Annotated in this window: 23 protein-coding genes, 2 tRNA genes and 1 riboswitch; of the genes, 6 read left to right on the top strand and 19 right to left on the bottom strand. The window is 61.4% G+C overall.

Annotated elements, in window-relative coordinates:
* Nucleotides 1-138: 138 nt before the first annotated feature.
* The 9 genes from QP981_RS10205 to QP981_RS10245 all read right to left on the bottom strand — a co-directional run bounded on the left by QP981_RS10205 (nucleotide 139) and on the right by QP981_RS10245 (nucleotide 8,462).
* Nucleotides 139-224: transfer RNA gene (locus QP981_RS10205), tRNA-Ser, on the bottom strand.
* A 186-nt stretch (nucleotides 225-410) separates the two neighbouring features.
* A complete protein-coding gene (locus QP981_RS10210; protein ID WP_016421867.1) occupies nucleotides 411-758 on the bottom strand; it encodes a metal-sensitive transcriptional regulator in 348 nt (115 codons plus the stop codon).
* Nucleotides 751-2,961, bottom strand: coding sequence for a heavy metal translocating P-type ATPase (locus QP981_RS10215; protein WP_284857965.1), 2,211 nt, complete (start codon nucleotides 2,959-2,961; stop codon nucleotides 751-753). Before QP981_RS10215 ends, QP981_RS10210 begins: the two co-directional genes overlap by 8 nt.
* A 20-nt stretch (nucleotides 2,962-2,981) precedes the next feature.
* Nucleotides 2,982-3,191 carry a heavy-metal-associated domain-containing protein gene (locus QP981_RS10220; protein ID WP_070603629.1) on the bottom strand — a complete coding sequence of 70 codons (210 nt, stop codon included), beginning with the start codon at nucleotides 3,189-3,191 and terminating at the stop codon, nucleotides 2,982-2,984.
* A 37-nt stretch (nucleotides 3,192-3,228) separates the two neighbouring features.
* The gene (locus QP981_RS10225) at nucleotides 3,229-4,407 is read right to left on the bottom strand and encodes an HNH endonuclease signature motif containing protein (RefSeq protein ID WP_070642835.1); all 1,179 of its coding nucleotides are present in this window, start codon (nucleotides 4,405-4,407) and stop codon (nucleotides 3,229-3,231) included.
* Nucleotides 4,408-4,527: 120 nt separating this feature from the next.
* Nucleotides 4,528-6,048, bottom strand: coding sequence for an AMP nucleosidase (locus QP981_RS10230; protein WP_069359018.1), 1,521 nt, complete (start codon nucleotides 6,046-6,048; stop codon nucleotides 4,528-4,530).
* Between the two features lie 80 nt (nucleotides 6,049-6,128).
* Nucleotides 6,129-6,482 carry a hypothetical protein gene (locus tag QP981_RS10235; protein ID WP_284857966.1) on the bottom strand — a complete coding sequence of 118 codons (354 nt, stop codon included), beginning with the start codon at nucleotides 6,480-6,482 and terminating at the stop codon, nucleotides 6,129-6,131.
* Nucleotides 6,483-6,492: 10 nt separating this feature from the next.
* Nucleotides 6,493-6,613, bottom strand: a riboswitch (SAM riboswitch).
* An 89-nt stretch (nucleotides 6,614-6,702) separates the two neighbouring features.
* Nucleotides 6,703-7,971: an Nramp family divalent metal transporter gene (locus QP981_RS10240; protein ID WP_284857967.1), complete on the bottom strand. Its 1,269-nt coding sequence runs from the start codon at nucleotides 7,969-7,971 to the stop codon at nucleotides 6,703-6,705.
* A 38-nt stretch (nucleotides 7,972-8,009) separates the two neighbouring features.
* Nucleotides 8,010-8,462, bottom strand: coding sequence for a flavodoxin family protein (locus QP981_RS10245; RefSeq protein WP_284857968.1), 453 nt, complete (start codon nucleotides 8,460-8,462; stop codon nucleotides 8,010-8,012).
* A 142-nt stretch (nucleotides 8,463-8,604) separates the two neighbouring features.
* Between QP981_RS10245 and QP981_RS10250 the strand changes: the two genes are divergently transcribed.
* Complete coding sequence (locus QP981_RS10250; protein ID WP_016421859.1) at nucleotides 8,605-8,952, top strand: DUF4288 domain-containing protein; 348 nt, start codon at nucleotides 8,605-8,607, stop codon at nucleotides 8,950-8,952.
* Nucleotides 8,953-9,216: 264 nt separating this feature from the next.
* Here the strand turns inward: QP981_RS10250 and gluQRS are convergent, their stop codons facing one another.
* The gene (gene gluQRS / locus QP981_RS10255; protein ID WP_016421857.1) at nucleotides 9,217-10,161 is read right to left on the bottom strand and encodes a tRNA glutamyl-Q(34) synthetase GluQRS; all 945 of its coding nucleotides are present in this window, start codon (nucleotides 10,159-10,161) and stop codon (nucleotides 9,217-9,219) included.
* Nucleotides 10,162-10,476: 315 nt separating this feature from the next.
* Here gluQRS and QP981_RS10260 point away from each other — a divergent pair, with 315 nt between their 5' ends.
* Together QP981_RS10260 and QP981_RS10265 are read left to right on the top strand one after the other, a co-directional pair.
* Nucleotides 10,477-10,620: a hypothetical protein gene (locus QP981_RS10260; RefSeq protein ID WP_224783815.1), complete on the top strand. Its 144-nt coding sequence runs from the start codon at nucleotides 10,477-10,479 to the stop codon at nucleotides 10,618-10,620.
* A gap of 126 nt (nucleotides 10,621-10,746) precedes the next feature.
* Complete coding sequence (locus QP981_RS10265) at nucleotides 10,747-11,523, top strand: queuosine precursor transporter (RefSeq protein ID WP_070438881.1); 777 nt, start codon at nucleotides 10,747-10,749, stop codon at nucleotides 11,521-11,523.
* Nucleotides 11,524-11,582: 59 nt separating this feature from the next.
* Here QP981_RS10265 and QP981_RS10270 read toward each other — a convergent pair whose 3' ends face one another.
* The 5 genes from QP981_RS10270 to QP981_RS10290 form a co-directional block, all read right to left on the bottom strand.
* Entirely contained in the window at nucleotides 11,583-12,362 is a 780-nt protein-coding gene (locus tag QP981_RS10270; protein WP_049190211.1) for an ABc transport system integral membrane protein, read from the bottom strand.
* Between the two features lie 13 nt (nucleotides 12,363-12,375).
* Nucleotides 12,376-13,329: an ABC transporter ATP-binding protein gene (locus tag QP981_RS10275; RefSeq protein ID WP_284857969.1), complete on the bottom strand. Its 954-nt coding sequence runs from the start codon at nucleotides 13,327-13,329 to the stop codon at nucleotides 12,376-12,378.
* Between the two features lie 281 nt (nucleotides 13,330-13,610).
* Nucleotides 13,611-14,912, bottom strand: coding sequence for a tRNA guanosine(34) transglycosylase Tgt (gene tgt / locus QP981_RS10280; RefSeq protein WP_284857970.1), 1,302 nt, complete (start codon nucleotides 14,910-14,912; stop codon nucleotides 13,611-13,613).
* 61 nt (nucleotides 14,913-14,973) lie between these two features.
* The gene (locus QP981_RS10285) at nucleotides 14,974-18,012 is read right to left on the bottom strand and encodes an MMPL family transporter (protein ID WP_284857971.1); all 3,039 of its coding nucleotides are present in this window, start codon (nucleotides 18,010-18,012) and stop codon (nucleotides 14,974-14,976) included.
* Between the two features lie 426 nt (nucleotides 18,013-18,438).
* Nucleotides 18,439-18,529 (bottom strand) — tRNA-Ser (locus QP981_RS10290).
* A gap of 233 nt (nucleotides 18,530-18,762) precedes the next feature.
* Between QP981_RS10290 and QP981_RS10295 the strand changes: the two genes are divergently transcribed.
* Complete coding sequence (locus tag QP981_RS10295) at nucleotides 18,763-19,743, top strand: diaminopimelate dehydrogenase (protein WP_070603636.1); 981 nt, start codon at nucleotides 18,763-18,765, stop codon at nucleotides 19,741-19,743.
* A 108-nt stretch (nucleotides 19,744-19,851) separates the two neighbouring features.
* Here QP981_RS10295 and QP981_RS10300 read toward each other — a convergent pair whose 3' ends face one another.
* The 3 genes from QP981_RS10300 to QP981_RS10310 form a co-directional block, all read right to left on the bottom strand.
* Nucleotides 19,852-20,040 (bottom strand): CsbD family protein, encoded by a 189-nt coding sequence (locus QP981_RS10300; protein ID WP_005510930.1) that lies wholly within the window; start codon nucleotides 20,038-20,040, stop codon nucleotides 19,852-19,854.
* A 135-nt stretch (nucleotides 20,041-20,175) separates the two neighbouring features.
* On the bottom strand, nucleotides 20,176-20,706 hold the full coding sequence (tadA, locus tag QP981_RS10305; protein WP_206539813.1) for a tRNA adenosine(34) deaminase TadA: 531 nt from the start codon (nucleotides 20,704-20,706) through the stop codon (nucleotides 20,176-20,178).
* Nucleotides 20,696-21,253, bottom strand: a complete 558-nt coding sequence (locus QP981_RS10310) for a tRNA adenosine deaminase-associated protein (protein WP_005510946.1) — start codon at nucleotides 21,251-21,253, stop codon at nucleotides 20,696-20,698. Before QP981_RS10310 ends, tadA begins: the two co-directional genes overlap by 11 nt.
* Before the next feature lie 38 nt (nucleotides 21,254-21,291).
* Between QP981_RS10310 and QP981_RS10315 the strand changes: the two genes are divergently transcribed.
* Both QP981_RS10315 and QP981_RS10320 read left to right on the top strand, forming a co-directional pair.
* Entirely contained in the window at nucleotides 21,292-22,317 is a 1,026-nt protein-coding gene (locus QP981_RS10315) for a prephenate dehydrogenase (protein ID WP_284857972.1), read from the top strand.
* A 9-nt stretch (nucleotides 22,318-22,326) separates the two neighbouring features.
* Nucleotides 22,327-23,175, top strand: coding sequence for a CoA transferase (locus QP981_RS10320; protein WP_284857973.1), 849 nt, complete (start codon nucleotides 22,327-22,329; stop codon nucleotides 23,173-23,175).
* 47 nt (nucleotides 23,176-23,222) lie between these two features.
* Here the strand turns inward: QP981_RS10320 and QP981_RS10325 are convergent, their stop codons facing one another.
* Nucleotides 23,223-24,212, bottom strand: coding sequence for an LLM class flavin-dependent oxidoreductase (locus QP981_RS10325; protein ID WP_284857974.1), 990 nt, complete (start codon nucleotides 24,210-24,212; stop codon nucleotides 23,223-23,225).
* Between the last annotated feature and the right edge of the window lie 310 nt (nucleotides 24,213-24,522).

Here is a 24,522-nt window from a genome sequence, read left to right on the forward strand (position 1 = left end):
CAATCGGCATTCAAAAAGGCCAAATCTAACCCCCGCGACACGCCGAGCCAGACACACATTTTGACCCTTAACCCGCAAATCCACTCACCTGCATAAATACAAGAAAACCCCCGGCGTAAACCGGGGGTTTTCACTCTGCGGAGGATGTGGGATTTGAACCCACGAGGGATGTGACTCCCGCACGCGTTCCAGGCGTGTGACATAGGCCGCTAGTCGAATCCTCCAACGTCGTTAAAGACTACCCAACAAACCCCATTTTCCCAAAACGCGCCCCCTACCAGGGAAAACGAGGCATTTAAGCGGTACTTCTTCGCAATCGGTGCCACCAACAGCAACCAACTCCGGTTGCCGACTGCCGACGCCAGTTGCCGAATGCTGTTTCGCCCCCACTCCCGGAATTTTTCCGGGAGTTACTTAGCCAGCCGAGCAATCGCCGCCGAGGCCTCCTCCAGCTTGGCATCCAACTCCTCCGGGCCGCCCTCAGCCGCATGCACCACACAGTGATGAAGGTGAGCATCCAGAAGAGTTAACGCCAACGACTTCAACGCCGAATTCACCGCCGAAATCTGGGTCAAAACATCGATACAGTACTCTTCGTTCTCAATCATCCGACCAATGCCACGAACCTGCCCCTCAATGCGACGGATACGGGACTCATAACGCCGCTTCTCCGCGAGATAACCGGGATCAGTGGTGTCATGGCAGCAAGAATCGTCGTCAAGCGAATGCGATTGCGACGAACAACAAGACTCACTCATGAGTTACTCCTTTTTGAATAGCTGGTTGACTCGGAGAAAAACCGCGCAGACGCAGACTGTTGCCGACCACAAAAACCGACGAAAACGCCATCGCAGCGCCAGCCAACATCGGATTCAACAACCCCAGCGCGGCGACAGGAATTGCCAAAACGTTGTAGAAAAACGCCCAAAAAAGATTCGAACGAATCGTGCGAAGCGTCCGGCGTGACAACCGCAGCGCATCCGCAGCCGCCAACAAATCACCACGCACCAGCGTGATATCCGCAGCCTCCATCGCCACATCGGTGCCCGTGCCCATCGCCATGCCCAAATCCGCCTGCGCAAGAGCCGCAGCATCATTGATGCCATCGCCGACCATCGCCACACACGCGCCGCCAGCCTGCAACTTCTCAATCGTCGCGACCTTATCCTCCGGCATCACTCCCGAAATCACATCCTCGCGAGCAATACCGACCTCATCTGCGACCCGAAACGCCGGGCCGGCGGCGTCGCCGGTCAGCAGAATCGGCCGCACCCCCCACTCCCGGAATTTCGCGACCGCAGCCGCCGACGTCGGCTTCACCGAATCCGACACCTCCAACGTGCCCAGGAGCTCGCCGTCGCGGCGCACCGCAACCACCGTCCCCCCACTCCCGGAATTTTCCCCGGAGCGACCGACCTCGATGCGGTGGCCATCCACGGTGCCTTCAACCCCCACTCCCGGAATATCCCGGAAATCCGAAACCGGGAGTAGAGAATCCGGATCCGCCGCACGCACAATAGCCTGCGCAATCGGGTGATGCGACGCCGCCTCCACCGAAGCGGCAAGCGGCAGCAGATTTTCGGGAGTGGGAGGGACCTCCGTCAACTCCATCACACCCGTAGTCACCGTGCCGGTCTTATCCAGCACAACCGTGTCGACCTTCCGCGCCGACTCCAGCACCTCCGGGCCACGCAGCAGCACACCAACCTTGGCACCTTCACTCGTGCCGACCAGGAGCGCTGTGGGCGTCGCTAAGCCAAGCGCACACGGGCACGCGATGATGAGCACGGCGACCGCAGCCGTGACCGCCTCACTCGCGCCGTGCCCCGTAAACAACCACGCGCCCAGCGTGACCGCGGCGATCGCGATGACGGCGGGCACGAACACTCCCGAAACCCGATCCGCCAGCCGCTGCACCGGCGCCTTACCCGTCTGCGCCGCCTCGACCATCGCCGCCATCTGCGCCAACTGCGTCTCCGAGCCCACGCGCGTCGCCCGCACGAGCAGCCGCCCTGACGTATTGATCGTCGCCCCCGTCACCTCATCGCCAGGGCCGACCTCGACAGGCATCGGTTCGCCGGTCAGCATCGACGCATCCACCGCCGACGCGCCCTCCACGACAACGCCGTCCGTCGCGATCTTCTCACCAGGCCTAACGACGAACACCACTCCCGGACGGAGCTGTTCCACGGGCAGCCGCTTCTCCACTCCCGAACTTTCGAGAACGGAGACATCCTTGGCGCCAAGCTTCATCAACTCCCGGAGTGCCTGACCGGCGTTGCGCTTGGAGCGCTTCTCGAAGTAACGACCAATCAGCACAAACATGATGATGCCGGCCATCGCCTCGAGGTAGATGTTCATATCGGCATCACCAGGAGTGACCGTGAAGTGGAACTCGTGCTTGAGCCCCGGCAGCCCGGCACGCCCGAAGAACAACGCCCACACACTCCAGAGGAACGAAGCGGTCGCCCCCATAGTGATCAGCGTGTCCATGGTGACCTCGCCATGACGCAGATTCTTCAGTGTCGCGCGGTGGAACGGCCAGCCGGCCCACACAAAGACCGGCGCCGAGAGCGTGAGACACAGCCACTGCCAATTAGTGAACTGGAGGGCAGGGATCATCGACATTGCGATGACGGGAGCGGTGAGGATGACAGCGCCGATGACTCGGTTGCGCAGGTCTTCCAGCTCCCGGTCTTTCCCTTCGGGAGCAGCACCCGGTTCTTGTTCGGGCTCCTCCTGCGGAAGCTCAGCGGTGTACCCCGCTGCCACGATTGTGTCGATCAGTTGCTGCGGGTTGATGTCCGCCGGCGCCTCCACATGCGCCTTCTCGGTCGCATAGTTCACGCTCGCGTTAACGCCATCAAGTTTGTTCAGCTTGCGTTGGATACGGTTTGCGCACGACGCACACGTCATCCCGCCGACGGGGATATCAAGGGTGAGAAGTTGCTGCTCAGACATCCGCTTTCCTCTCTGGGGGTTTAGTTTGCGACCGCCTTGTAGCCAGCTTCATCCACTGCTGCGATTACGGCAGCGGTGTCAATGTCTGCATTCGAGGTCACGGAAAGGAAATTCCGGGAGCGGTCAACCTGGACATCAGTGATTCCCGGGAGTTCAGAGACTTCCTCCCGCACCGATGCCTCGCAGTGTCCGCATGTCATGCCAGTAACAGTAAAAGTTTGATTAGCCATACCCCAAAGCATACCCCCTACGGGTATATCTGTAAAGCTATTCGCGCTGACGGTAGCCCGAGTAGGCCCGCCCCGCGAGAGCTGTCGGGTAGGCAAGGTTGAATTCGGGCGGCGCGTGCGGAGACGGCGGGTGGCGGTAGACCGCGCCGGAGCCGTCGTCACGCTCGAGGTGCCCGTTGAGGCCTTGCCTGTCGTCATCGTTGGCGGCGTTGTGTTCTTTGCAGGTCATGACCATGTTTTCCATAGTCGTGGCGCCGCCGTTTTTCCTGGCGACCAGGTGATGGGCCTGCCCGGCGTGGGCGGGGCGCGGGCACCCGGGCCACGCGCAGATGGGGTTGTCGAGGATCATCGCGATGCGCTGTTCCTCCGTCGCCAGGCGCGGGTTGTGTATCGGGAGTAGGTCGGTCGGAGTGTTGTGCTCGTCGTAGACCAGCACCCAGCCGGTGTCCGCGAGCAATGCCTCGACGAATTGTCCGGGAGTGAGGACGGAGCCGTTGGAGGTCGCCGCAAACCGCGGGCTGTACTCCACGATGTCTTGCGCGGTTACGATGAGCGCGGGCTGGTAACGGAGCTTGTCGACGTCGTCAAGCGGCCCCTCCGACCCGTGCGCCAAGCGTTCTGCCAGCGCTTGACCGACGCACCGATCCCGGGTGTAATCCTCGTGCGCTTTGGCGATTTCAGCTGCGCGCACGGTCAGCGGCGCGACCAGGTCGTCAATCATGTTCGCCGGACCAGTGACCTGCAGATGCTTCATCCCGCGGATGTCCGGATTCCGGGAGACGTGGGCGCGCAGGTGCTGCGGCGGCTCGTCGGTGCGGTTGAGCTCCTTGACCTTGGTTCGCATGTAGGTGTCGAGGCCCTCGAAGTCGTAGGCCGCGGCGGCGCGGGTGAAGTCCAGGCGGTAGTACTCCCGGATTTCGACGTTGTTAAGCTGCCCGGAGCGCTTGTCGATCTGCATGACCGTGTCCAGCGACAGCTTCAGCTCCCGGGCAATCGCGACGGCCTTGTCACGGGATTCGACGTCCACATCGCCCTCGACCGTGCCGAACAGCCGCTCGGCACAGCGCAGCAGGCGCTTGAGCCGGAAGGGGTCGAAGCCGATGCTGGCTGCCAACTCCCGGTGCCCGGTGGATTTTTCCGGGAGTGCGGCGCGCAGGTCGGCGAGCACGTCAATGCCCCGTGTCGCCAGCGCGCTGAGCAGTCCCAATGTCGTCATGGGGCTAAGGCTAGTTTCCGGGAGTGGGCGGCTTCAATCGCTTTTTGGCGTTGTCCACAGCCGTCGTAAAGCATGCACAATCTGCACAAACGGGCTTGACGACGCACTCCCGAAAGTGCCCTACCGGAACGCGACCTCTCCCACCGGCCGTCGCAACTTCCGGGAGTGGAGGGTGTCGGGAGCCGCGGCCATGTCCTCGCACGCGCGCACGGCGGCCATGAGGTGCTCTTCCTTGGAGGACTGGTAGAACTCGCGGGCGGATTTCGGGAGTTTGGGTTTGTCGTGCAGCGGCATGTCGGAGACGCTGAGTAGCGCGCCGTAGGGCACGCGGAAGCGGTAGCCGTTGGCGGCGATGGTGGCGGATTCCATTTCGACACCGATGGCGGTGGATTTCTGCAGCTCTCGGTAGAGGTCGGCCTGGGAGCGCCACTCCCAATTGCGGTCGGAGGTCGACAGCACGGTGCCGGTGCGCAGGCGCTTTTTCAGCTCATCGCCGGTGAGTCCGGAGACGCGGGCGAGCGCGTTGGTGACGGCGAGCTGGATTTCCGCAATTGGCGGGATGGGTTTTTCCAGGGGCACGTAGTTGTCGAGGACTCCGTCGGCGCGGTCGTAGCCGTTGGCGAGAATCATGTCGCCGATGCGCATGCGGCCGTCGAGACCGGCGCAGTGTCCGACCATCATCCAGCAGTGCGGGCGCGTGACGGCGAGGCAGTCGGTGATGGTTTTGGCATTCGAGGGGCCGACGCCGATGTCGATGATGGTGATGCCGCATTGGTCGTCGCGAAGCAGGTGGTACGCCGGCATCTGCGAGGCGTGCGCGTGCTGACGGCAAATTCCGGGAGTGGGGATGGCGCCGATGTCGTAGCGCTGCCCACCCGGGCACGCCAGCGCCGTGTACCCGTGCGGATTTCCGGGAGTGAGGGTGGCGGCGTATTCGAGGAACACGTCCGTGTGCAGCTGGTAGTTGGTAAATAGCACGAAGCGCTGGATGTTTGCGGCGTGCGACCCGGTGTAATGCTCGAGGCGCTGGAGGGCGAGGTCGATGCGCTGGGCGGTAAAGAGGCTCAAGGGTTTGATGAGCAGGCCCAGGTAGTCGGCTTCGCCGTCGGCGATGGTGTCGTCGATGCTGGCGGAGTCGATGGGGGTAAACGTCTTCTCCACTGCCGCCAGCATGCTTGCCGACGCCCCTTCCCTCCCCGCCGCTTCCTCGGCGGCCGCGTCGAATCCGCGGCACATCCGGAGTGGGATGGGCTGGTCAGAGACGCGCACCTCGACTTCGCCGCCGTGGTTGGCGAGCAGGTCGGTAATTTGCTCGATGAGGTAGGTGCGGAACATCACCGGGCGGGTGATGGTGGTGGCGTACACTCCCGGACGGTCGACGAAGCCGTGTGACAGGGAGGGGTCGACATCCTCCACGGCGCTGCCGGCTGGAACGGTGAAGCGTAGTTCGGGGTAGTAGGCGCGTACCGGCCCACTCCCGGAATTTCCTTCGGTGGCGGCGGTGTACTGCTCGACTAGGTAGGCCATTCCTGCCCGGTGGATTTCGGTGAGCCGGTCGACGGCCGCGGCGGCGTCGGTGTAGAAGTCGCCTTCGCCTTCGGTGGGCCAGAACGGGGGTGTTGCGGAGTCTCGTACCTGCATAGCCCAAGGCTAGGCGGAGAGGTTCCCGCGCGCATCCGCGCCGCGCTCATCACGCCAGGCACGCGCACGAAACCAGCAGCTCAGTGCCGGCTCCACACTCCTTCGCGGCTGCGGCGGACTTCAAAGACCTGGTGCACGTGGTAGCCGCCGATGGTGGGGATGGTGAGGAAGTGGCGACCGTCGTCAAGCTCGTGCCAGAGGATGCGGCCGTAGCGTACGCCGTCGCGGACGTGGGCGCTGAGGTAGTCGGCGCGTTGCTGGCTGCGGAGGGTGGCGTAGAAGGCGGGGTCGACGGGGAGTTGGACGAGATTCCGGGAGTGGGGGTCGATGTCGGCTTCTTGCAGCCGGATGGCGACGGGTCGGCCGTCGACGAGGAGGTCAGCGGTGTGACGGCTGAGGTGGATGATGTGGACGTCGCTTATTGTGGTGTGCATTTGGCGCTCCTATTCGCTCTTCCCCGCAGGCGGTCTGTGGGGCTGATCTTCCTTTGGGGCACCGGGTCCGCGAATCGGGCGGTTGCCTATCGACGCTGTCAAAGGCCATTTCTCGTCGATATCTTGTGATCGTGCCGCCCACACTAACACCAACTAGACAGCTTTGTCTACCATCTCCCGCACGCTTTACGACGAGGCCCCACCCCGCCACTCCCGGAAGCTACCCCTTCCCCGTCAGCACCAGGACCACCAGCGCCACGTTGAGCGCGATGATGAGCCCGCAGATAACCCACGCGACCCGGCGCAGTAGTGGGGTGTTGGCCCAGATGCCCATCTCGGCACGCGAGGAGGTCATGCGCACCAGCGGGACCAGCGCAAACGGGATACCAATCGACAGCACCACCTGGCTGAGCACCAGCGCCCAGGTCGGCTCCACGCCGCTGGCGATAATGAGCAGCGCCGGAATGATGGTGACTATGCGGCGCACCAGCATCGGCACGTGCACTTTCAACAGGTCACGCATAATCAGGTCGCCGGCGTAGCAGCCGACAGAGGACGACGCCAGCCCGGAGGCCAACAGCCCAACGCCGAAAAGTATGCCCACCACGGGACCAAGTGCGCTGGTCACAGCGGCGTGGGCGCCTTCGATAGAGTCAGTCCCCTCCACCCCCGGGAGCGCTTCGGCCGCGAGACACAGCATGCCGATATTCACCGACCCAGCCAGCACGAGGGCGCCGAAGACATCGAGGCGCGTGGCCCGCAGGTGCTGGCGCAGCGAGGAGTCATCCTCCACCTTGTACTCGCGGTCGCGCACCAGCCCGGAGTGCAGGTAGACCGCATGCGGCATCACGGTCGCACCCAGCATGGATGCCGCCAGCACCACGGTGTGCGCGCCCTGGAAGCGCGGCAGAATTCCGTTGGCCATCTCCCCGAGGCTCAAGCCCGTGACAAACAGCCCGGCCAGGAACCCCACCGTAATGACCAGCAGGAACGCCACAATCACGCCCTCAAAAGTGCGTTGCGAACGCCCACCCTGAAGCAACAACAGCCCCAGCGAGACCACACCGACAATGACACCACCGAGCAGCATCGGCGTTCCGAAGAGCAGATACAGCGCGGTGGCGCCACCAATAATTTCCGCCACATCCGTCGCTGCCGCCACAATCTCGGCCTGCACCCAGTACGCCAGCCGCCCCGGCCGGTTCGAACCGAAGCGGTCGGCAACGCCTTCGGTCAGCGACCGCCCCGTCACCAGGCCATACTTCGCCGACAGATACTGCACAACCATCGCCATGAGGTTGGACACGACCAGCACCCACAGCAGCAGATACCCGTAGCTCGCGCCCGCAGACAGGTTCGCAGCCACATTTCCGGGGTCCACGTAGGCAATCGCCGCCACAAACGCAGGCCCCAGCAGACTCATCATGGGCTTGCGGTTTTTCTCGCTTGACGACGTCACTTGCGACCCTTGTGCCCCTGAATCTTTCACCCGGTCATTATTTCACGGCCTCGATACTAAATCTTCAATCAGCCCAAAATTTGGGCAGCCATGGTGCCACCGAGATTTACCAGGCGGTCGGGGATGTCGTCGTCAAGCGAGCCGACGAACACGACGGGTTCGGCCGCAAGCTCCCACTTGTAGCCGGTCGTGATGGTTTTCATGGCGTTTTCCGCGCCGGTGGTGTCGAAGCCGCCGCGGATCCAGTAGGAAAATGGCAGCCCCTTGGTAACTTCCTGCGCCTCCCGGAAGGTGGTGTCGAAGAAGTGCTTGAGCGCGCCGGAGATGTATCCAAAGTTGGCGGAGGTACCGAGCAGGATAGCGTCGGCACTGGTCAGGTCATCGATGGTGGCGTCGAGGGCCTCGACGACCTTGACATCCACGCCCTCTAGCGCGGGGTCGTTGGCGCCCTCGAGCGCATGGCTTAAGACTTCCTGCAGGAGCGGGGTCGGGGAATGGTGGACGACTAGAAGAGTAGACATGCCCCGAGGGTATCGGCAGTGATAGGGTAAGCGCAGGTTTCAGCAACAATCCAATGTTTATCAATTCGAGTAAACGTGGCGTCCAGTAAGAAAGCCTCAAATTCGTACTGAACTAGGCGGCAATCGAAGAACGGAAAAATAGATGGAACCATACATCGGAATTGCAGTTTTTGAGTTAACAAAGCAAAGAGATTCAACCTCGGCGAATGAGAGCTTCTTCCGTGAGGACTTATACATTGTCTTTGCCGATTCTGATAGCGCCGCATACGCGCAGGTCGAAGCATTAGCCCACGAAAATGAATTAGCCCCAGAAGATCCTTCCCACTCGGGAGGATCTGTCACGTTGCGCCACATCGTCGATGTCGCCCCCGCTCTTTACGGTCGCGTCGATACAGACATCGACATCTATTCTCGCCACTTCGCATCCCTCGAGGATTACAAACGCTTCGAAATGAAATTAGGTGGCAAAGATCCTCTAGCGGAATCCTAAGACCCATATCATGAACCGCTCCCGCAATTTTGCAGTTGCTGCACTTCTCTTAGCCTTGACCTGCTACATTGGACTGTTTTTCGTCAGCACTGCGCTCTCCGATGCCTGGACAATCCCCCTCGCCGTCGGAGTCTTCGGATTCGGCCTGGTTAGCTTTCTTGCAGCACTGAAGGCCCGGGCAAACGGTTTGACAATCGTGGCGGCACTAGTTGCATTCGCACTCTTGCCCCTAACGTATGTACTAGCCGTAGTTCTCGGCAGCCCCTAGAAAATCACCTGTTCGCGAGGAATTTCCAGACCCGCACGCAGGGCTTCCGGGAGGTCAGCGATGGAGTCGAGCTCTACGCTCCCGCCGCCATCGCTAGCATCACCGCCACCGCTCAGCGAATCCAGAATCCACCGCTGCGCTGCATCCACCGACACCTCGCCGAGAGTCACGTCGCCATCGCGCTTGGACAGTCGCCGCCCTTCAGAGTTCACCACCAGCGGAACGTGCACGAACGAAGGTGCGGTGTGACCGAGCAATCCGGCTAAGTACGCCTGCCGCGGGGCCGAGGACATCAGGTCATCGCCACGCACAACCTCGGTGACACCCTGCTCGGCATCATCGACGACGACCGCCAGGTTGTAGGCCCACATGCCATCGGCACGCTGGAGGACAAAGTCATCGATCGGAGCGGCAATCTCGCCATACAGCTCATCGGTCGCGGCCCCCTCACTCACCTGCGATTTCAGGCGTATCGACGGCCTTCTCCCCGCCGCCGCAAATTCGGCCTTTTTCGCGGAGAGGTGCTCGTCGTCAAGCGAACGGCACGTGCCGGGATACTGCCCTGGCACGCCATGCGGCGCGGAGGAGGCGGCGAGGATTTCACGGCGCGTGCAGAAGCAGGGATAAGTCAGGCCGCGTTGCGTGAGGTCGGCGAGCGCGGATTCATACAGGTCAGAGCGTTCTGACTGGCGGACCGGGGCGCCATCCCAGTCTATGCCGATGGCCTCGAGATCGGCGAGCTGCTGCGCCTCATACTCGGGGCGGGAGCGCTGGCGGTCGATATCTTCGATACGCACGATGAAGCGACCGCCCTGCGCGCGGGCGTGCGCCCAGGCGAGAACCGCGGTGCGCAGGTTTCCCAGGTGCAGCCGACCGGTCGGCGAAGGGGCGTAGCGGCCGGTGGGTAAAGTGGAATTAGTCAACCGTTGGGAACTGGTCACAGGAATATGTTAGCGAGACCCCAAGATGATAGTTGAAATCTTGGGGAAAGATCTCCGGTTGAATAATTCAAATCATCTTGGAGGAAATTCATCTATTACTCGAAAGGCATTCATGACCTCTCAATAAAATCAAGGGTTAATGTATGCGTGACTTTTTGTAAGCGGATCTTTTAGAGGAGAACAATGTCATCACGTTTGCGCGTAAATTGGCTAGCATCGATTTCCATTATCGGACTAGTCGTGAGCCTCCTCTGTCTCCTGGGCATCGCAAATGGGATGTACACATTGAGCAAACTAGCTAACCAGACTGCCGTTATGAGTACAGCAGCTATTACGGCAAAGACAGATCGCGCGCTGCTCTACTGCTTAATCGCTCTTGCCAGCCTGATTGTAAGCTGTTTTACATTTATTGTTAACGGAATGCGCAGTAAGCGTGGAGCTAAGAAAACAAATAATTAAACCCGCTCATCCTCTAACTCCTGCGGACTCAAACCCACAGGAGTTAGAGGATGAGAGGCAAAGTCGGCCTCGAAGACTTCATCGGCACTCGCTTGGAGCCCTAGCCGGCAGGTAACATTCCCTCCCGTGACAAATAACGAAAACCTGCCCAAGTCTGGGCCGGGCAACGCCGAGGCTGCCGCTGTGAGCACCTCGCACGCGCCCGAGAACGCAACTAAGTCCGAATCCACAGCACACACGCCACGCCACATCCCGGTACCGAAATCGCTGTACCCGATGTTCACGGCCATTTTCATTGGCGTGCTGATTGTCTCCAACATCACCGCCACCAAGGGCGTGGAAATCTTCGGCCTGGCCACCGACGGTGCCTTCTTCCTCTTCCCCTTGAGCTACGTCATCGGCGACGTGCTTTCCGAGTGCTATGGCTACAAAGCCACCCGCCGCACCGTGTGGACCGGTTTCGCCATCCTCGCCGGCGCAATGCTCTGCTTCTTTGCCGCCATCAAGCTCCCGGCGGCACCGTGGTACGAGAATCAGGAAGCCTTCGCCACTGTGCTGGGCACCGTCCCGCAGCTTGTTCTCGCAGGTCTGGCCGGTTATGTCGTCGGTCAGCTGCTCAACGCCTGGTCGCTCAACGCCATTAAGAAGCGCACTGGTGAAAAGGCTCTCTGGGCGCGACTGATGGGCTCGACTGTGGTTGGCGAGTTCGTCGATACGCTCATCTTCTGCTCCATCGCCGCCACCGCTATCGGCATCGATACCTGGGGTACCTTCGTCAACTACGTCATCGTCGGCTTCATCTGGAAGACCGCCGTCGAGATTGTAGTCATGCCAGTCACCTACGCCGTCATCGCGTGGGTCAAGCGCCGCGAAGGCTACTACGACACGCGCGTTCCCGCTTAACGACGAAAAAAGTGCCGCGACCTCGCCTGAGAAGCGAGTAGTCGCGGCACTTTTTGCTTTTACTTCACATCCCGTTTGGCATTGACCCAATGAGCAACGCCAACAGCCACAACAATCCAGGCCACCAGCACCACGATGTTGAACCACATCGGCTGCGTCATGCCGGCCTCAAACCCGATGCGTGGATTCTCCGGATTTGCCATCAGACCGCCCAATTGCGTCGACAACTGCTGAATGCGTGCACCCGGCGTGACCAGCCACAGTGGCCGGAAAATCGCATACGCCAGCGCCGCGAACTCCAGCATGCTTTCCACCACCAGAATCCACACCAGCGGAATAGCGACAGCGGCCACGCGCGAGCGCGTCAGCACTCCCAGCGACATCGCGATTAGTCCAAACACTACAAAGCCAAGCACTCCGGCGAGCATGTCCGTGGCAGCGTCGCCGCCCTTGAACTCCACGCGCGGGGAAACCGTCACCGATAGCCAAGCAAGCGCCACACCAATGACCCAACAGACAGCAATCAGCACAAGGGTCAGCGTCATCCGTGCCGAAAGCCACAGGCTCCTTCGGTCCTGCGTCAAGAACGCATGCGCATTCATCTGATCGTTGTACTCACCCGCCAGGGTGGAGCCACCAAAGGCAATCACGATCATGTTGAAGATCACGGTCCCCAACAGCAGCAATTCCCAATCAGCGGTTGCACCAGCGTCCGCCGCCATGCTGAAAGCCGCCATCGGCCCAGCTATCGAGCCCACCAACAACACCACATACACCCACGTGCCACGCAGGCTGGCTAGCTTCGTCCACTCCGACCGCAAAGCGTTTCCAAAACTCATCTCAGTCACTCCCCTACTGCCCAATCGCCTGCGCGCGGTATTCCTGCGATTCCTGGGTCGCAGCCAGGAACTTTTCCTCCAGGTTGTCGCGCTTCGTGTTCAACCGTGTCACCAACAGCCCCTCACGCAGGGCAGCGGCCGCAATGTCGCGGCGGAGTTGCTGCTCGCTGATGCCGTCGTAAAGCGGAATGCGCAATTGCTTATCGACGTCAACCCCACGCGCCACCGGCCCCAACGCCTGCAGCAGCCGTGCCGGATCGTCGACCTCAACTTCGATGACCGTGCCGTCAGCGAGGAACTCATCCATGCTGTACTCGCCAATCATGCGGCCGCGCCCGATGACGACGATGCGGTCGGCGGTGAGCTGCATCTCGGAAAGGAGGTGCGACGACACGAAGACAGCACAGCCCTGAGCGGCCAGGGCCTTGATGGTGTGGCGCATCCACGAGACGCCTTCGGGATCGAGGCCGTTGACCGGCTCATCCAAAATCAGATGCTGCGGCTTGCCGAGCAGAGCCGCCGCCACTCCCAGACGCTGCTTCATACCCAGCGAGTAGCCGCCGACCTTGTCCTTCGCAGCCTCGGTCATACCGACCTGCTCAAGGCACTCTTCCACGCGGGTGTCGGGGATACCGGCGCCGCGGGCGAGGGCCCGCAGATGAGCGCGGCCCGAACGAGCCTTGTTGTGCCAACCGGCATCCAGAATTGCGCCGGCAATGCTGGGCTTATTCTTCAGCGTGGAAAAGGGCTGGTTGCTGTAGGTGTTGCCCTGGGAATCCGTCCCGGTGAACAAGGCCTGGCCTGTGGTCGGGGCGTCGAGGCCCAGCATGCAGCGCATGGTGGTGGACTTGCCGGAGCCATTTGGGCCGAGAAAACCTGTCACTACACCGTCGGGAACGGTGAAGGACAGGTCATCGACGGCTAATTTCGAACCGTACTTCTTGCTGAGTCGTTCAACCGTGATCATGCCCTCCATGATGCCGGTTGAGACTGCCTCGCGCAGTAGAGCTAGGTCTAGTTTTGGGCTTCCCCCCCCCCGGGCCCGCCCAGCCGCCACTTCACGCCACTGGACTGATTCGGGTGTTCCCTGCCACTTCACGCCACGGGTGTCACCTCATGCCACCTCCACAGATGGCACGAGGTGACATGGCTGTCGTGAAGTGCGAAAAGGCAGAAGCCTAGCCCCAGCCCAGCCACAGCCCAACCGACCCAAGCACTCCCCAGCACACCCCAGCCCCCAGCCGACTCCTAATTCCCCACCGCACGGCCACCGTTGGCGTAGTAGCGGCCCATGAACTCATCGCGATACTCGAAGAACCGGTCCTCCAGGATCGCAGCGCGAATGTTCTCCACCAGCTGCACCATGAAAAACAGGTTGTGAATCGTGCACAGCGTGCCAGCCAGGTACTCCTTGGCCTTCAACAGATGATGCAGGTAGGCCCGGGAATAATTCAGCGAAGTGTAGGAGGGCACCTCCGCATCCACGGGGCGGAAGTCGTTCTTGAAGCGGGCATTCGTCAAGGTCATCCGGCCATCGAGCGTGTACACACCACCACGGCGGGCAAGCCTCGTCGGAGCCACGCAGTCAAAGGTGTCGGCACCGGCCTCGACAGCGGCGAAAATATCGTCCGGCTCGGAAATCCCCAGCAGGTGGCGGGCGCGGTCGTCGGGAAGCTCGTCGTTGACCCAACCGCAGATCAGGCCCAGGTTCTGCTTCTCAATCGCCCCACCAATGCCATAGCCGTGGAAGCCGAGCTGGCCGGCATCCTCGAACTCGCGGGAGAGCTCCACCAGCCCGCGGGCGGCCTTGCGGCGCAGGTCTTCGTACTGCGCACCCTGCACGACACCGAATAACTGCTGGATGGGCAACTGGTCGTCGTCAAGCGAATGAACATGCGCATCGACCTGACCGCGCGAAATCGTCAGCTCGTTGTGAGCCTCCAGGCAACGGCGCGCCCAGCGGTGCGTGCGCTCGACGGATGCCTCCTGGTAGCCGCGGGTGTTCATCAGCGTGGTGAGCTCGTCGAACGCCATCATGATGTCGGCGCCCAGCGCGTGCTGAATACGCATGGACACCTCCGGCGTGAAGCGATGCTCGGAGCCGTCGATGTGCGAGCGGAAAGTCACGCCGTCCTCGTCGACAAACGCGTTGCGCTCTTTGCCCTCGGCGACGATGTCGTCTTTCTGCATGCCGGTGACGTCCATCGCGAGGGTCTTTTTAAAGCCCGCGCCGAGGCTGAGCACCTGGAATCCGCCGGAGTCGGTGAATGTCGGGCCGTTCCAGTTGGAGAACTTTGCCAACCCGCCGGCATGGTCGACGATTTCCTCGCCGGGCTGCAGGTACAGGTGGTACGCGTTCGACAGCATGGCCTGCGCGCCGGTGGATCGCACCTGCTCGGGCGTGAGCGTCTTCACGGTCGCCTTCGTGCCGACCGGAATGAACGCCGGCGTAGCAATATCGCCATGCGGGGTGTGGATGGTGCCAGCACGTCCGCGCGCGCCTTCGATTTGCTTTACGACGTCAAAGCCCGTCGTCCTCGACTGCGACATGAAGCTCCTTGGTTGTGGTCCAGTGCTAATGCCTTGAGGTTACCTGGGTGCTATTCGCACGTTACTCAGCGCTGTCGTTTTCCTCGGGTTGGGCAGCGTTTTCCGGGTCCCACACGGCGCGGCTACGACGTGGCGCTTCCTCTTCGAGTCCTTCGCGCCTCATCAGTTCCGCAACCGTAATCTTCTTCCGCTTACGAGCCGGGCTGTAGTACGGGCGGACCTCGACGTCCTTGGCACTTTCCGGGTTCGGCTGGGCATCGGTTGGTTCAGCTGGCGCGGGCTGCATGAGCTGTTCGGTCGGCTCCGGCTGCTCCGCCTGCTCCGCCTGCTCTGGCTGTGCCGGCTGCTCTGGCTCAGCTGGCGCCGTCGGGGCGGACAGTTCGGCCTGCTCAGTGCGCGCGGACTGTTCGGCATGCTCGGACTGGTCAGCGGGTTCGAGCTCCTTCAGCTTTGCCTTCTTCCGCTTCGGAATCCAGCGGTTACGCTTCTTGGTCGCGACAGCCACAGCAGTACCACCAGCTGCGCCCGTTGCAGCGGCCGCGCCCGCTGCACCTGCCGCGCCAGCACCGACTTCACCAGCAGCACTGTCTGCTTCGTCCTCATCAGCGTCAGCGTCGCCAAAGCCACGCCCAGCGCCTTCGCTTTCGGGCAACAGGGACTCACCGCGAGCCATACGCTCGCGGCGGCCCTTCTCCACCAGCTCCTCGGAAACCTCTTCCAGGGCAGAGCCTTCGACATCCACAGAAGGCAACACCTTGTCCAGCCACTTCGGCATGTACCAAGTAGCGCGGCCAAGCAGGAACATGGCTGCCGGGATGAAGGTCATGCGAATAACGAAGGCGTCGAAAAGCACTGCGGCACCCAGCGCGAAACCGAATACCTTGATAATCGCCAGGGGTTGCCCGGCGAACGCCGCGAAGACGGAGATCATAATAATCGCAGCGGCCGTGACCACACGAGCGCCAAGAGTAAAGCCTTCAACGACCGATTCTTCGACCGCGTTGTACTTCGACTCTGGTGAGGACTCACCCTTGTTGTGGGTGTAATGCTCACGCATGCGGGAAACCAGGAAGACCTGATAGTCCATGGCCAAACCGAACGTCACACCAATGAGGAAGATTGGCACAAAGCTGACCAGCGGACCCGGAGTGCTAATCACACCCCAGAGGCCATCCTGGAAAAATGCCACCGTGACACCGAATGCGGCTGCGACAGAGAGCAAGAAGCCCACGCCAGCAGTCACCGGCACCATCAGGGAACGGAAAATCATCAGCAGCAGGATCACTGCCAGACCCACGACAACGCCCAAGTAGAGCGGCATTGCGCCCTGGAGACGGTCGGTGATGTCAATTTCGATAGGAACCAGGCCAGTGACACCGGTGAATAGGCCGGTGGTTTGCTCAATCTGCTTCTGCTGATCGCGCACCGCGTTCATCAGCTGCTTGGTCGCAGGATCGAGCGGACCCGACTTCGGGGTCATGATCATCTTGACCGCAGTGCCGTCATGATTCATGCCAATCATCTGGATGTGCTCGACACCGACATTGGATTTGAACTGGTCGACAGCGTAGCTATAGGAAGCCTTACGGGCGGCCTCGATGTCAGAGAGTTCCGGGTTGGTCTGCTTCAGGGACTCGATAAGCGGTTTGAGCACCGGTGCGTCGGGCTTCACATCATCCGACTTGGCAATAATGATGAGCTGTGAATTACGTCCCGCGCCGAAGCCCTCTTCAATCATGGTGATGGCCTTGCGGTTCGTGCTGTCCTTCGCCGCAGTAGAGTCCGACGGCAGCGCCAGCTTCAAGTGCATGGCCGGGTAGGCCAACGCCAACAGCAAGACGATACAGCCGACCAGGAACAACCCTGGGGCCTTGTGGACGAAGGTGACCCAGCGGCGTCCCATCGTCATCTCGCCGAAGAAGGAAGAGCGGCGTCCCTTGCGCGCATTACGCGAGGGGTTGCCGGCAACACCAGGCACGCGGCCAGCGAAGACCTTGTCGCCCAGCAGAGACATAACTGCCGGCAGCAGGGTCAGAGAGACCAGCACTGTGAAGGCCACCGTGATTGCCGCCGAAATACCCATCAGGGACATGAACGGCACCTTGGCCACCGTCAGCGCTGCCAACGCGACAATCACAGTGAGGCCTGCGAAAACCACAGCGGAGCCAGCCGTACCGGTAGCCATGCCGATGGCATCTTCGTTGGTCATCCCTCGGGCTCTTTCTGCCCTGTAGCGAGAGAGGATGAACAGTGCGTAGTCAATACCGACAGCCAGGCCGAACATGACGGCAAGCACCGGGGTAATCGAGTTGACGTCAGTGAATGCGGTCATCAATGTCACACCGAAGACACCGATGATGATGCCCACTACCGCCGTCACAATAGGCAGGAACGAAGCCACCAGAGAGCCGAAGGTGACAACCAGCACGATAAACGCCACGGTCACACCGATAATCTCCGAGGTCGGAGCCACCTCAATCGCGGGCTGCATGCCCGGGCCAGAGGCCTCGACCTTGATACCTGCGTCACGACCAGCCTGCATCGCGTCGAGAAGCGCCTGCATATTCTCCGGCTCGATGTCCTGCGGCATCTTGGCATCGAAAACGAAGGTGGAAATACCGTAGCGACCGTCATCGGACACGGTACGCATGGCATTGGCATCGGCCTCGGCGACATCCTTGGGCAGGCCAGCGGCCATGCCCTGTTCCTTGACCATCGCCTGCATCTTCGGATTGAGGTCTACCGGGTTGTGAAGTTGCAAATCGTCGGCGATTTGGCCGACATTGTCGCGGATGCCGTTAATGACCTGGTCAACAGCTTCTTTATTCTGTGGGGCATCGAGCCTCTGTCCCTCGGGGGCCTCGAAGGCGACATAAATACGCTGCTCTCGAATTGGGTTCGGAACATCGGGGAACTTTTCCTCAATCACGTGCGAAGCCGTTGCCGACGGCATGCCGGGGATCGAGAACTGGTCGATGAACCCCTTCTGGAATGCGGCAACTGCACCGCCCAGCCCCGCCAAAATCAGGAACCACGCGATGATCACAGTCCATTTATGCAGGTAGGAGAACCTGCCGAGTTTGAACAAGGCCTTTGCCATGTCAAGTTTCCCTTACGTCTAATATTCGCCTGGACCGCCCCCAACTGCAGCTTCCCCAAGTTCGCGCTACCCAAGCACTCCCTCGGACTTCACCTGCAGTTTGAAGCCTCTTCGCTACTCCGATGCTAGCGACCACCCCGGATTGGCCAACATCAACTCTGGCGCTGACACGGTCATTGGGGCGGGCACGACATAAAAACCGGAAATACTTTTGCTAAGAGTAGCGGACTTCCCGGATAAACGTGAACAATGGGGTGTGTGTTACTGATGTTAATTTTGTGATTTAGGTGCTCCAGGTCGGGCGCCTCACCATTTGCCGCTTTACGACGGACACCTCCCACACCTCCACCACACCCAGACAATCAGGGCCGATTAAATGCAAAACCCCCCGGGGCTCCTACCTAAAGGAACCACCGGGGGTTTTATTGGCGGTGACGGAGGGATTTGAACCCTCGGTACGGGGTTACCGCACAAAGCATTTCGAGTGCTTCACCTTCGGCCGCTCGGACACGTCACCGCTAGAAAACGTTACAGGTAGCCCCTTTATCTACCAAATCCCCAGGTCAGAGCGACCAGGCTTCTGCCAAGCCGCTCTCGCTGCACTACACCCTGCGCCACCCCAAGCCCGTCAACCCTCCGCCGCGCTATTCGGGGTGGCCAACGCCCGCTGAGATATGAAGGAATAGTCTGTAGCTTGAAATCTAGAAACTTAAACACAGAAGTACAGCCACACAGAAAGGGTTCTCCCTCATGATTCGTTCCGCCATCATCGGCTATGGCAATTTGGGCCGCAGCGTCGAAAAGGTCATCGCTGACCAGCCGGACATGGAACTCGTCGGCGTTTTCTCCCGTCGCGATTCGCTGGACACTGAGGCCCGCGTACTCCCGGCGGCGGATGTCGAAAAGTACAAGGACGAGGTAGACGTGCTGTTCGTGTGCCTCGGCTCGGCCACCGATGTCCCGGAGCAGGCTCCTGAGCTGGCAAAGAACTTTACGACGGTCGACACCTACGACAACCACCACGAGATTCCGAAGCACCGCGCGGCCATGGACGCCGCCGCCCGCGAAGGTGACAACATCGCCATGATCTCGACCGGCTGGGATCCGGGCCTGTTCTCCCTGAACCGCGTCCTGGGCGCTGCTATCCTGCCGGGCGCAGACCAGATGACCTTCTGGGGACCGGGTCTGTCGCAGGGCCACTCCGATGCCGTGCGTCGTGTGCCGGGAGTGAAGAAGGGTGTCCAGTACACCAAGCCGAACCCGGAAGCTATCGAGGCCGTGAAGAAGGGCGAGGGCGCAGACCTGAAGGGCAACGAATGCCACCTGCGCCACTGTTTCGTCGTCGCTGAAGAGACCGGCAACGCCGACGAGGACGCCAAGCTCAAGGAGCAGATCCGCGAAACCATCGTGACCATGCCGGATTACTTTGCCCCTTACGAGACCATCGTGGACTTCATCTCCGAGGAGGAGTTCGACCGCGACCACCAGGGCATGCCGCACGGTGGCCAGGTCATTACCCGCGGCCAGGCCGGTACGTCCGGTCACGTCATCGAGTTCGGCCTCGACCTGGAGCGCAACCCCGACTTCACCGCAGCCGTCCAGGTTGCCTACGGTCGCGCTGCCTACCGCCTGAAGCAGGCCGGCGAGACCGGTGCCCGTACCGTCTTCGAGATCGCCCCGTACCTACTGTCCGCCGAACCACTGGATGACCTGGTGGCCCAGAAGCTGTAACCAGCCCCAACACTGGCAGCCGGCCATCGAAACACAAAGAACCCCAACCACCTCCGCATATCAGAAGCGGAAACGGTTGGGGTTATCTCTACCCGAGAACTAAGCGCTTTACTTGTCAGTCAGCTTGCCCAGGGTCTCAGTGGCCTTGTCCTTCAGGTCCTCAGCACCCTGCTTGACCTTCGAAGCAGCCTGCTCGCCCTTGCCCTGGTTTGCCAGGTCGTCGTTGCCAACGGCGTCGCCAGCAGCTTCCTTAACCTTGCCGCCCAGCTCGTCGGCCTTGTTCTGCAGCTCGCTCATTATGTAAGCCTCCTATGTAAACGACTTATCTATTCTCTAGAGCCACCGTCTAGCAGCTCCAATAGTTCCGACGGTACGTGAAAATGAAGGCCCGTCACAGCCACGACGGGAATTGTGACCTAACTGTGACCCCGCTCACGCTTCCAACTGCCGTTGCCGTTCGAAGAATTCCCGCAGGTAAACGGAGCATTCGTCGGCAAGCACACCCCCGCGCACCTGCGGCGTGAATGCGTGGGCGGGATCGCGGATGACATCGGCGATAGAGCCGCACGCGCCGGTCTTGGGCGACCACGCGCCGAAGACCACGCGCCCCACGCGCCCCATGACGCACGCGCCGGCGCACATCACGCACGGCTCCAGCGTCACGACCAACGTGCACTGCTCCAGCCGCCAGCCGTCACCAACGACGCGGGTGGCCTCGCGCAACGCAATAACTTCGGCGTGGGCAAGCGGGTCACCATCAGCTTCCCGACGGTTTGAACCCCGGCCCACAACCTTGCCCTCGGCATCCACGACCACAGCTCCCACCGGCACATCCCCGGGTGCCGTGTGAGCAGCTTCGGCAATAGCCAGGCGCATCCACTCTTCGTCGAGAATGTCCTGTTTTCGACGGGGTAGCGCGCTTGGCCTCTCGTGCAAATGACCTTTCTCAGAGTTAGTCGTCATAGGGGTCGTAGTCGTCATCGTCGCCGTCGTAATCCAGGTCGGCGACATCGGCTAGCTCCTCGGCACACCCCAACTCCTCGGCGATGGCCAGAAGCTGCTCGGACGCCCACAGCGACTGATCGTCACAGATGGACTCCAGGGCTTCCTCCGAACAGCCCAGGTCAGCGAGGATATCCATGTCCCCCTCAGCCCAGGCATCGACATCGTCGAGCTCGTCCTCGTCGAGGTCGGGGATATCCAGATCCAGCTCGTCGAACACATCTGCCGCAATGTCATCGGTGACGGCAGCGGTAGCGTCGGAAAGCACAACGCGCAGCGACCCAACGCCCTGGCGCACAAGAATGAAATAGTCGTCATCGATATTGAGCATTCCGACAGCAGCGCGTTCCGAACGCAGATTGCGCAGTGCCTGTGCGGCGTCAGCGAGCGAATCGGTGGCGTCGTCCCCGAGGTCGACGACACGCCAACCGCGCTCCCCCATAGTTACGGCAACCGCGAAGGAGCGGTCGTCATCGGAGGTGTACCCTCCGGAAAAGGTCGTGCTCATAACCCACAACGCTAGTCGCTGTATGTCATGCTTGTCAGGTGAGCAATTTCGAGTCCCCCTCCCCTGCTTCGTCTTCCCTGTCAGCTGCACAACTACCCGCGGTATGCATCCTCGGTTTGGGCCTCATCGGTGGCTCCATGATGCGCGATCTGCGGGCTCATAATGTCGAATGCTTCGGTTGGAATCGCTCGTCCGCAACGGTCGAGGAAGCCACGAAGGAGGGATTCGACGCCAGTACAGATCTTCAGGCCACGCTCGAACGTGCTGAGGCCAGCCGCGCGCTCATCGTGATCGGCACCCCCATGACAGTCGTCGGCACGATGCTCGACGCCATCAACGAGCACGCCCCCAGCTGTGGCATTACGGATGTGGTCTCCGTGAAGGCGGCCGTCGCCGCCGAGGTCTCCGCTCGCGGGATGGAGGAACGCTTCGTCGGCGCGCACCCAATGGCGGGGTCCGCGCAGGCGGGCTGGTCCGCCACGCTCGAAGGGCTTTTCGACGGCGCCCCCTGGGTCATCACCTACGACCTGGCAGCTGCTGCCGACGCTGCGGGCGAGCCCGTCCCGGAGCGCTGGATTGAGGTCTTTTCGCAGGTCGCCAACTTGGGAGCAGCTCTTGGCAGTCAGCTCATTCCAGCGCTGAGCGACCACCACGATGCCAGCGTCGCCCGCATCTCCCACATGCCACACCTGGCAGCCTACGCAATTGCCGCCGCCGGTGAAGCCGGTGGCCCTCTGGCCATTTCGCTGGCGGCCGGCTCTTTCCGCGACTGCACCCGCGTCGCCGCCGCTGCTCCCGACATGGTCATGTCCTGGTGTGAGAACAACACCGAACCCGTGCTCGCCGCGCTTGACGACGTCATCGAGCGCCTCACCGCCGCGCGCACCCAGTTGGCCACCGAGGGAACCGCTATGGACCTGGCCAAAATCGGCCAGATTGCCCGTGTCCGCTACGAGGCCCGCCCCGCTCACCGCCCGATTTTCCGACTGCGCGTCGGCGAGGGCGATTGGATCAACCAGTTGAAGTTGGCCGAAAGCGTCGGCGGGCAGGTAGATGTGTTCTAGTGTGGAACTATGTTTTCCCCCGAGCTGCACACCAGCCTCGCAGGCATCACTGTCGTCAACTTCGCCATTAACGTTCCGGGGCCACTGGCCGCTCAGTACTTGGGTCGGCTAGGTGCCCGGGTGATTAAGGTCGAACCGCCCACAGGCGACCCCCTCGGCGCCTTCGGCCGCCCCTGGTATGAAGCTATGTCCGCAGGTCACGAGATTATCCAGGCGGACCTAAAGAGCGATGAGGGCCGCGTGCAGCTGAGCTCGCTGATTGACGAGGCCGACGTGGTCATCACCTCGGTTCGCCCCTCCGCGCTGGAGCGCATGGGGTTGGCGGACCTCCACGAGCGACCCAATGGGCCGGTGCACATCGACATCGTCGGTGATACCGAAGCTCCCGAAACACCCGGCCACGACCTGACCTACCAGGCGGAGGCCGGAACCCTCACGCCTCCGGCCATGCCGCCGGTGTTGTTGGGCGACATCCTGGGTGCACACTTTGCGGTCACCGCTGCCCTTGCCGGGTTGATTAAGCGGGCGGGTGCGGGTGTGGACGTCGTAAAGCAGCCTGGCCTGCACTGCCGTATCGGCCTGAAGCAGGCCGGTGAAGCCGGCGCCGCGCCGCTGAAGTACGGCATGACGGCGCCCGGCGGACTACTCGGTGGCGGCCTGTGGACGTATGGTCTCTACCCCAGCGCCGACGGTTATGTGGCCGTGGCGGCGCTGGAGCCGCACTTTGCCGCCGCCCTGACGGAGGCCACGGGTGCAAGTGGCCGCGAGGAGCTTGCAGCCTTCCTCAGCGAGCGCACCAACGCCGAAATCATGCAGATTGCCAGCGAAAAGTCGCTGCCGCTGGCTGCAGTGGAGTAAGCGGGTCAGTTTAAGGCCGCGTGCCTCGGGGGTCGGGGCCTGGAGCCTTACGCCGTCAGCCCCGCGGCCTCCGCGGTGAGCTCCACCGAACGCAGCCGGTCAGGAACCTTCAGCGATTGATGAGCCACAATCAGCTCATCCGCCGTCGAGTACTCACCGAACTGCGCAATCTGCTCACGCACCTGCGCCACCGTGCCGACCGCCGTGTGACGGAACATATTTTGCACCTGACGCCCCTGCGGGGTATCCATCAGAATCTCCGCCTCATCGTCAGTGAGGTGATGCCCACCGCGACTCAGGAACCGCCTGACCATGTTCCTGCGGGTAGCGAAGTACTGCTGCTGTGCGTCTTCTTCGCTTTCCGACGCAATGACATTCATGGCCGCAAATGCGTACGGCTTATCCAGCTGCTCAGAAGGCTGGAACTGCTCGCGGTAGACCGCGATGGCATCGCGAAGCGCGTCTGGAGCGAAGTGCGAAGCAAACGCATACGGCAAGCCGAGCGCCGCTGCGAGCTGAGCACCAAAGAGCGAGGAGCCCAGAATGTACAGCGGCACATGAGTGCCGCGGCCCGGAATCGCGTTGATGCCCTTGATCAGCGACTCGTCGGAGAGGTAACCGCGCAGCTCCTGCACATCCTGCGGGAAGGAATCGGACGAACGCGGGTCACGCCGCAGGGCGCGCATAGTGGCCTGGTCCGTGCCCGGCGCACGACCAAGCCCCAGCTCGATGCGATCCGGGTACAGATTCGCGAGCGCGCCGAACTGCTCCGCGACCGTCAGCGGTGCATGATTCGGCAGCATGACGCCGCCGGAGCCGAGGGTGATGCTCTCGGTTTTTGCAGCCACGGCTGCGATAAGAACTGCCGGCGACGAGGACGCGATGGAGTTCATATTGTGGTGCTCAGCGTACCAAATACGCTGATAACCAGCCTTTTCCGCTGTCTGCGCCAAATCGATGGAGCCCTGTAGGGCGTCGGCGTGGGACTGCCCCGAGGCTACGGTAGCAAGGTCAAGAATGGACTCAGTACGAATCATGGTTCCACAGTCTAGACCGTTAGTCGGATATTGCGAGTTTGAGATGCTTCGAATACTGAGGCGCTGGGGGTTGGGTTTTGGGGTTTGGGTGCGGGTGGCTCGTGGGTGGATCGTGGGCGGTATTCACTTGTCGATGAGGTATTCACTCATCGATGAGCTATAGCCTGGCCACAAGTGAATAGCTCATCGATATGAGCGCAGGCAGAGCCAATACCGCGCGCATAAGTGCCGGAGGGTTAAGGGTCAAAAAGTGTGTCCGGAATCGCGGATTTTCACGGATTGACCTGTAGGTTTCCGGAAAGTATATGCT

Source organism: Corynebacterium sp. MSK047 (genome assembly GCF_030232285.1).
In the GTDB taxonomy this organism is placed as follows: domain Bacteria; phylum Actinomycetota; class Actinomycetes; order Mycobacteriales; family Mycobacteriaceae; genus Corynebacterium; species Corynebacterium jeikeium_D.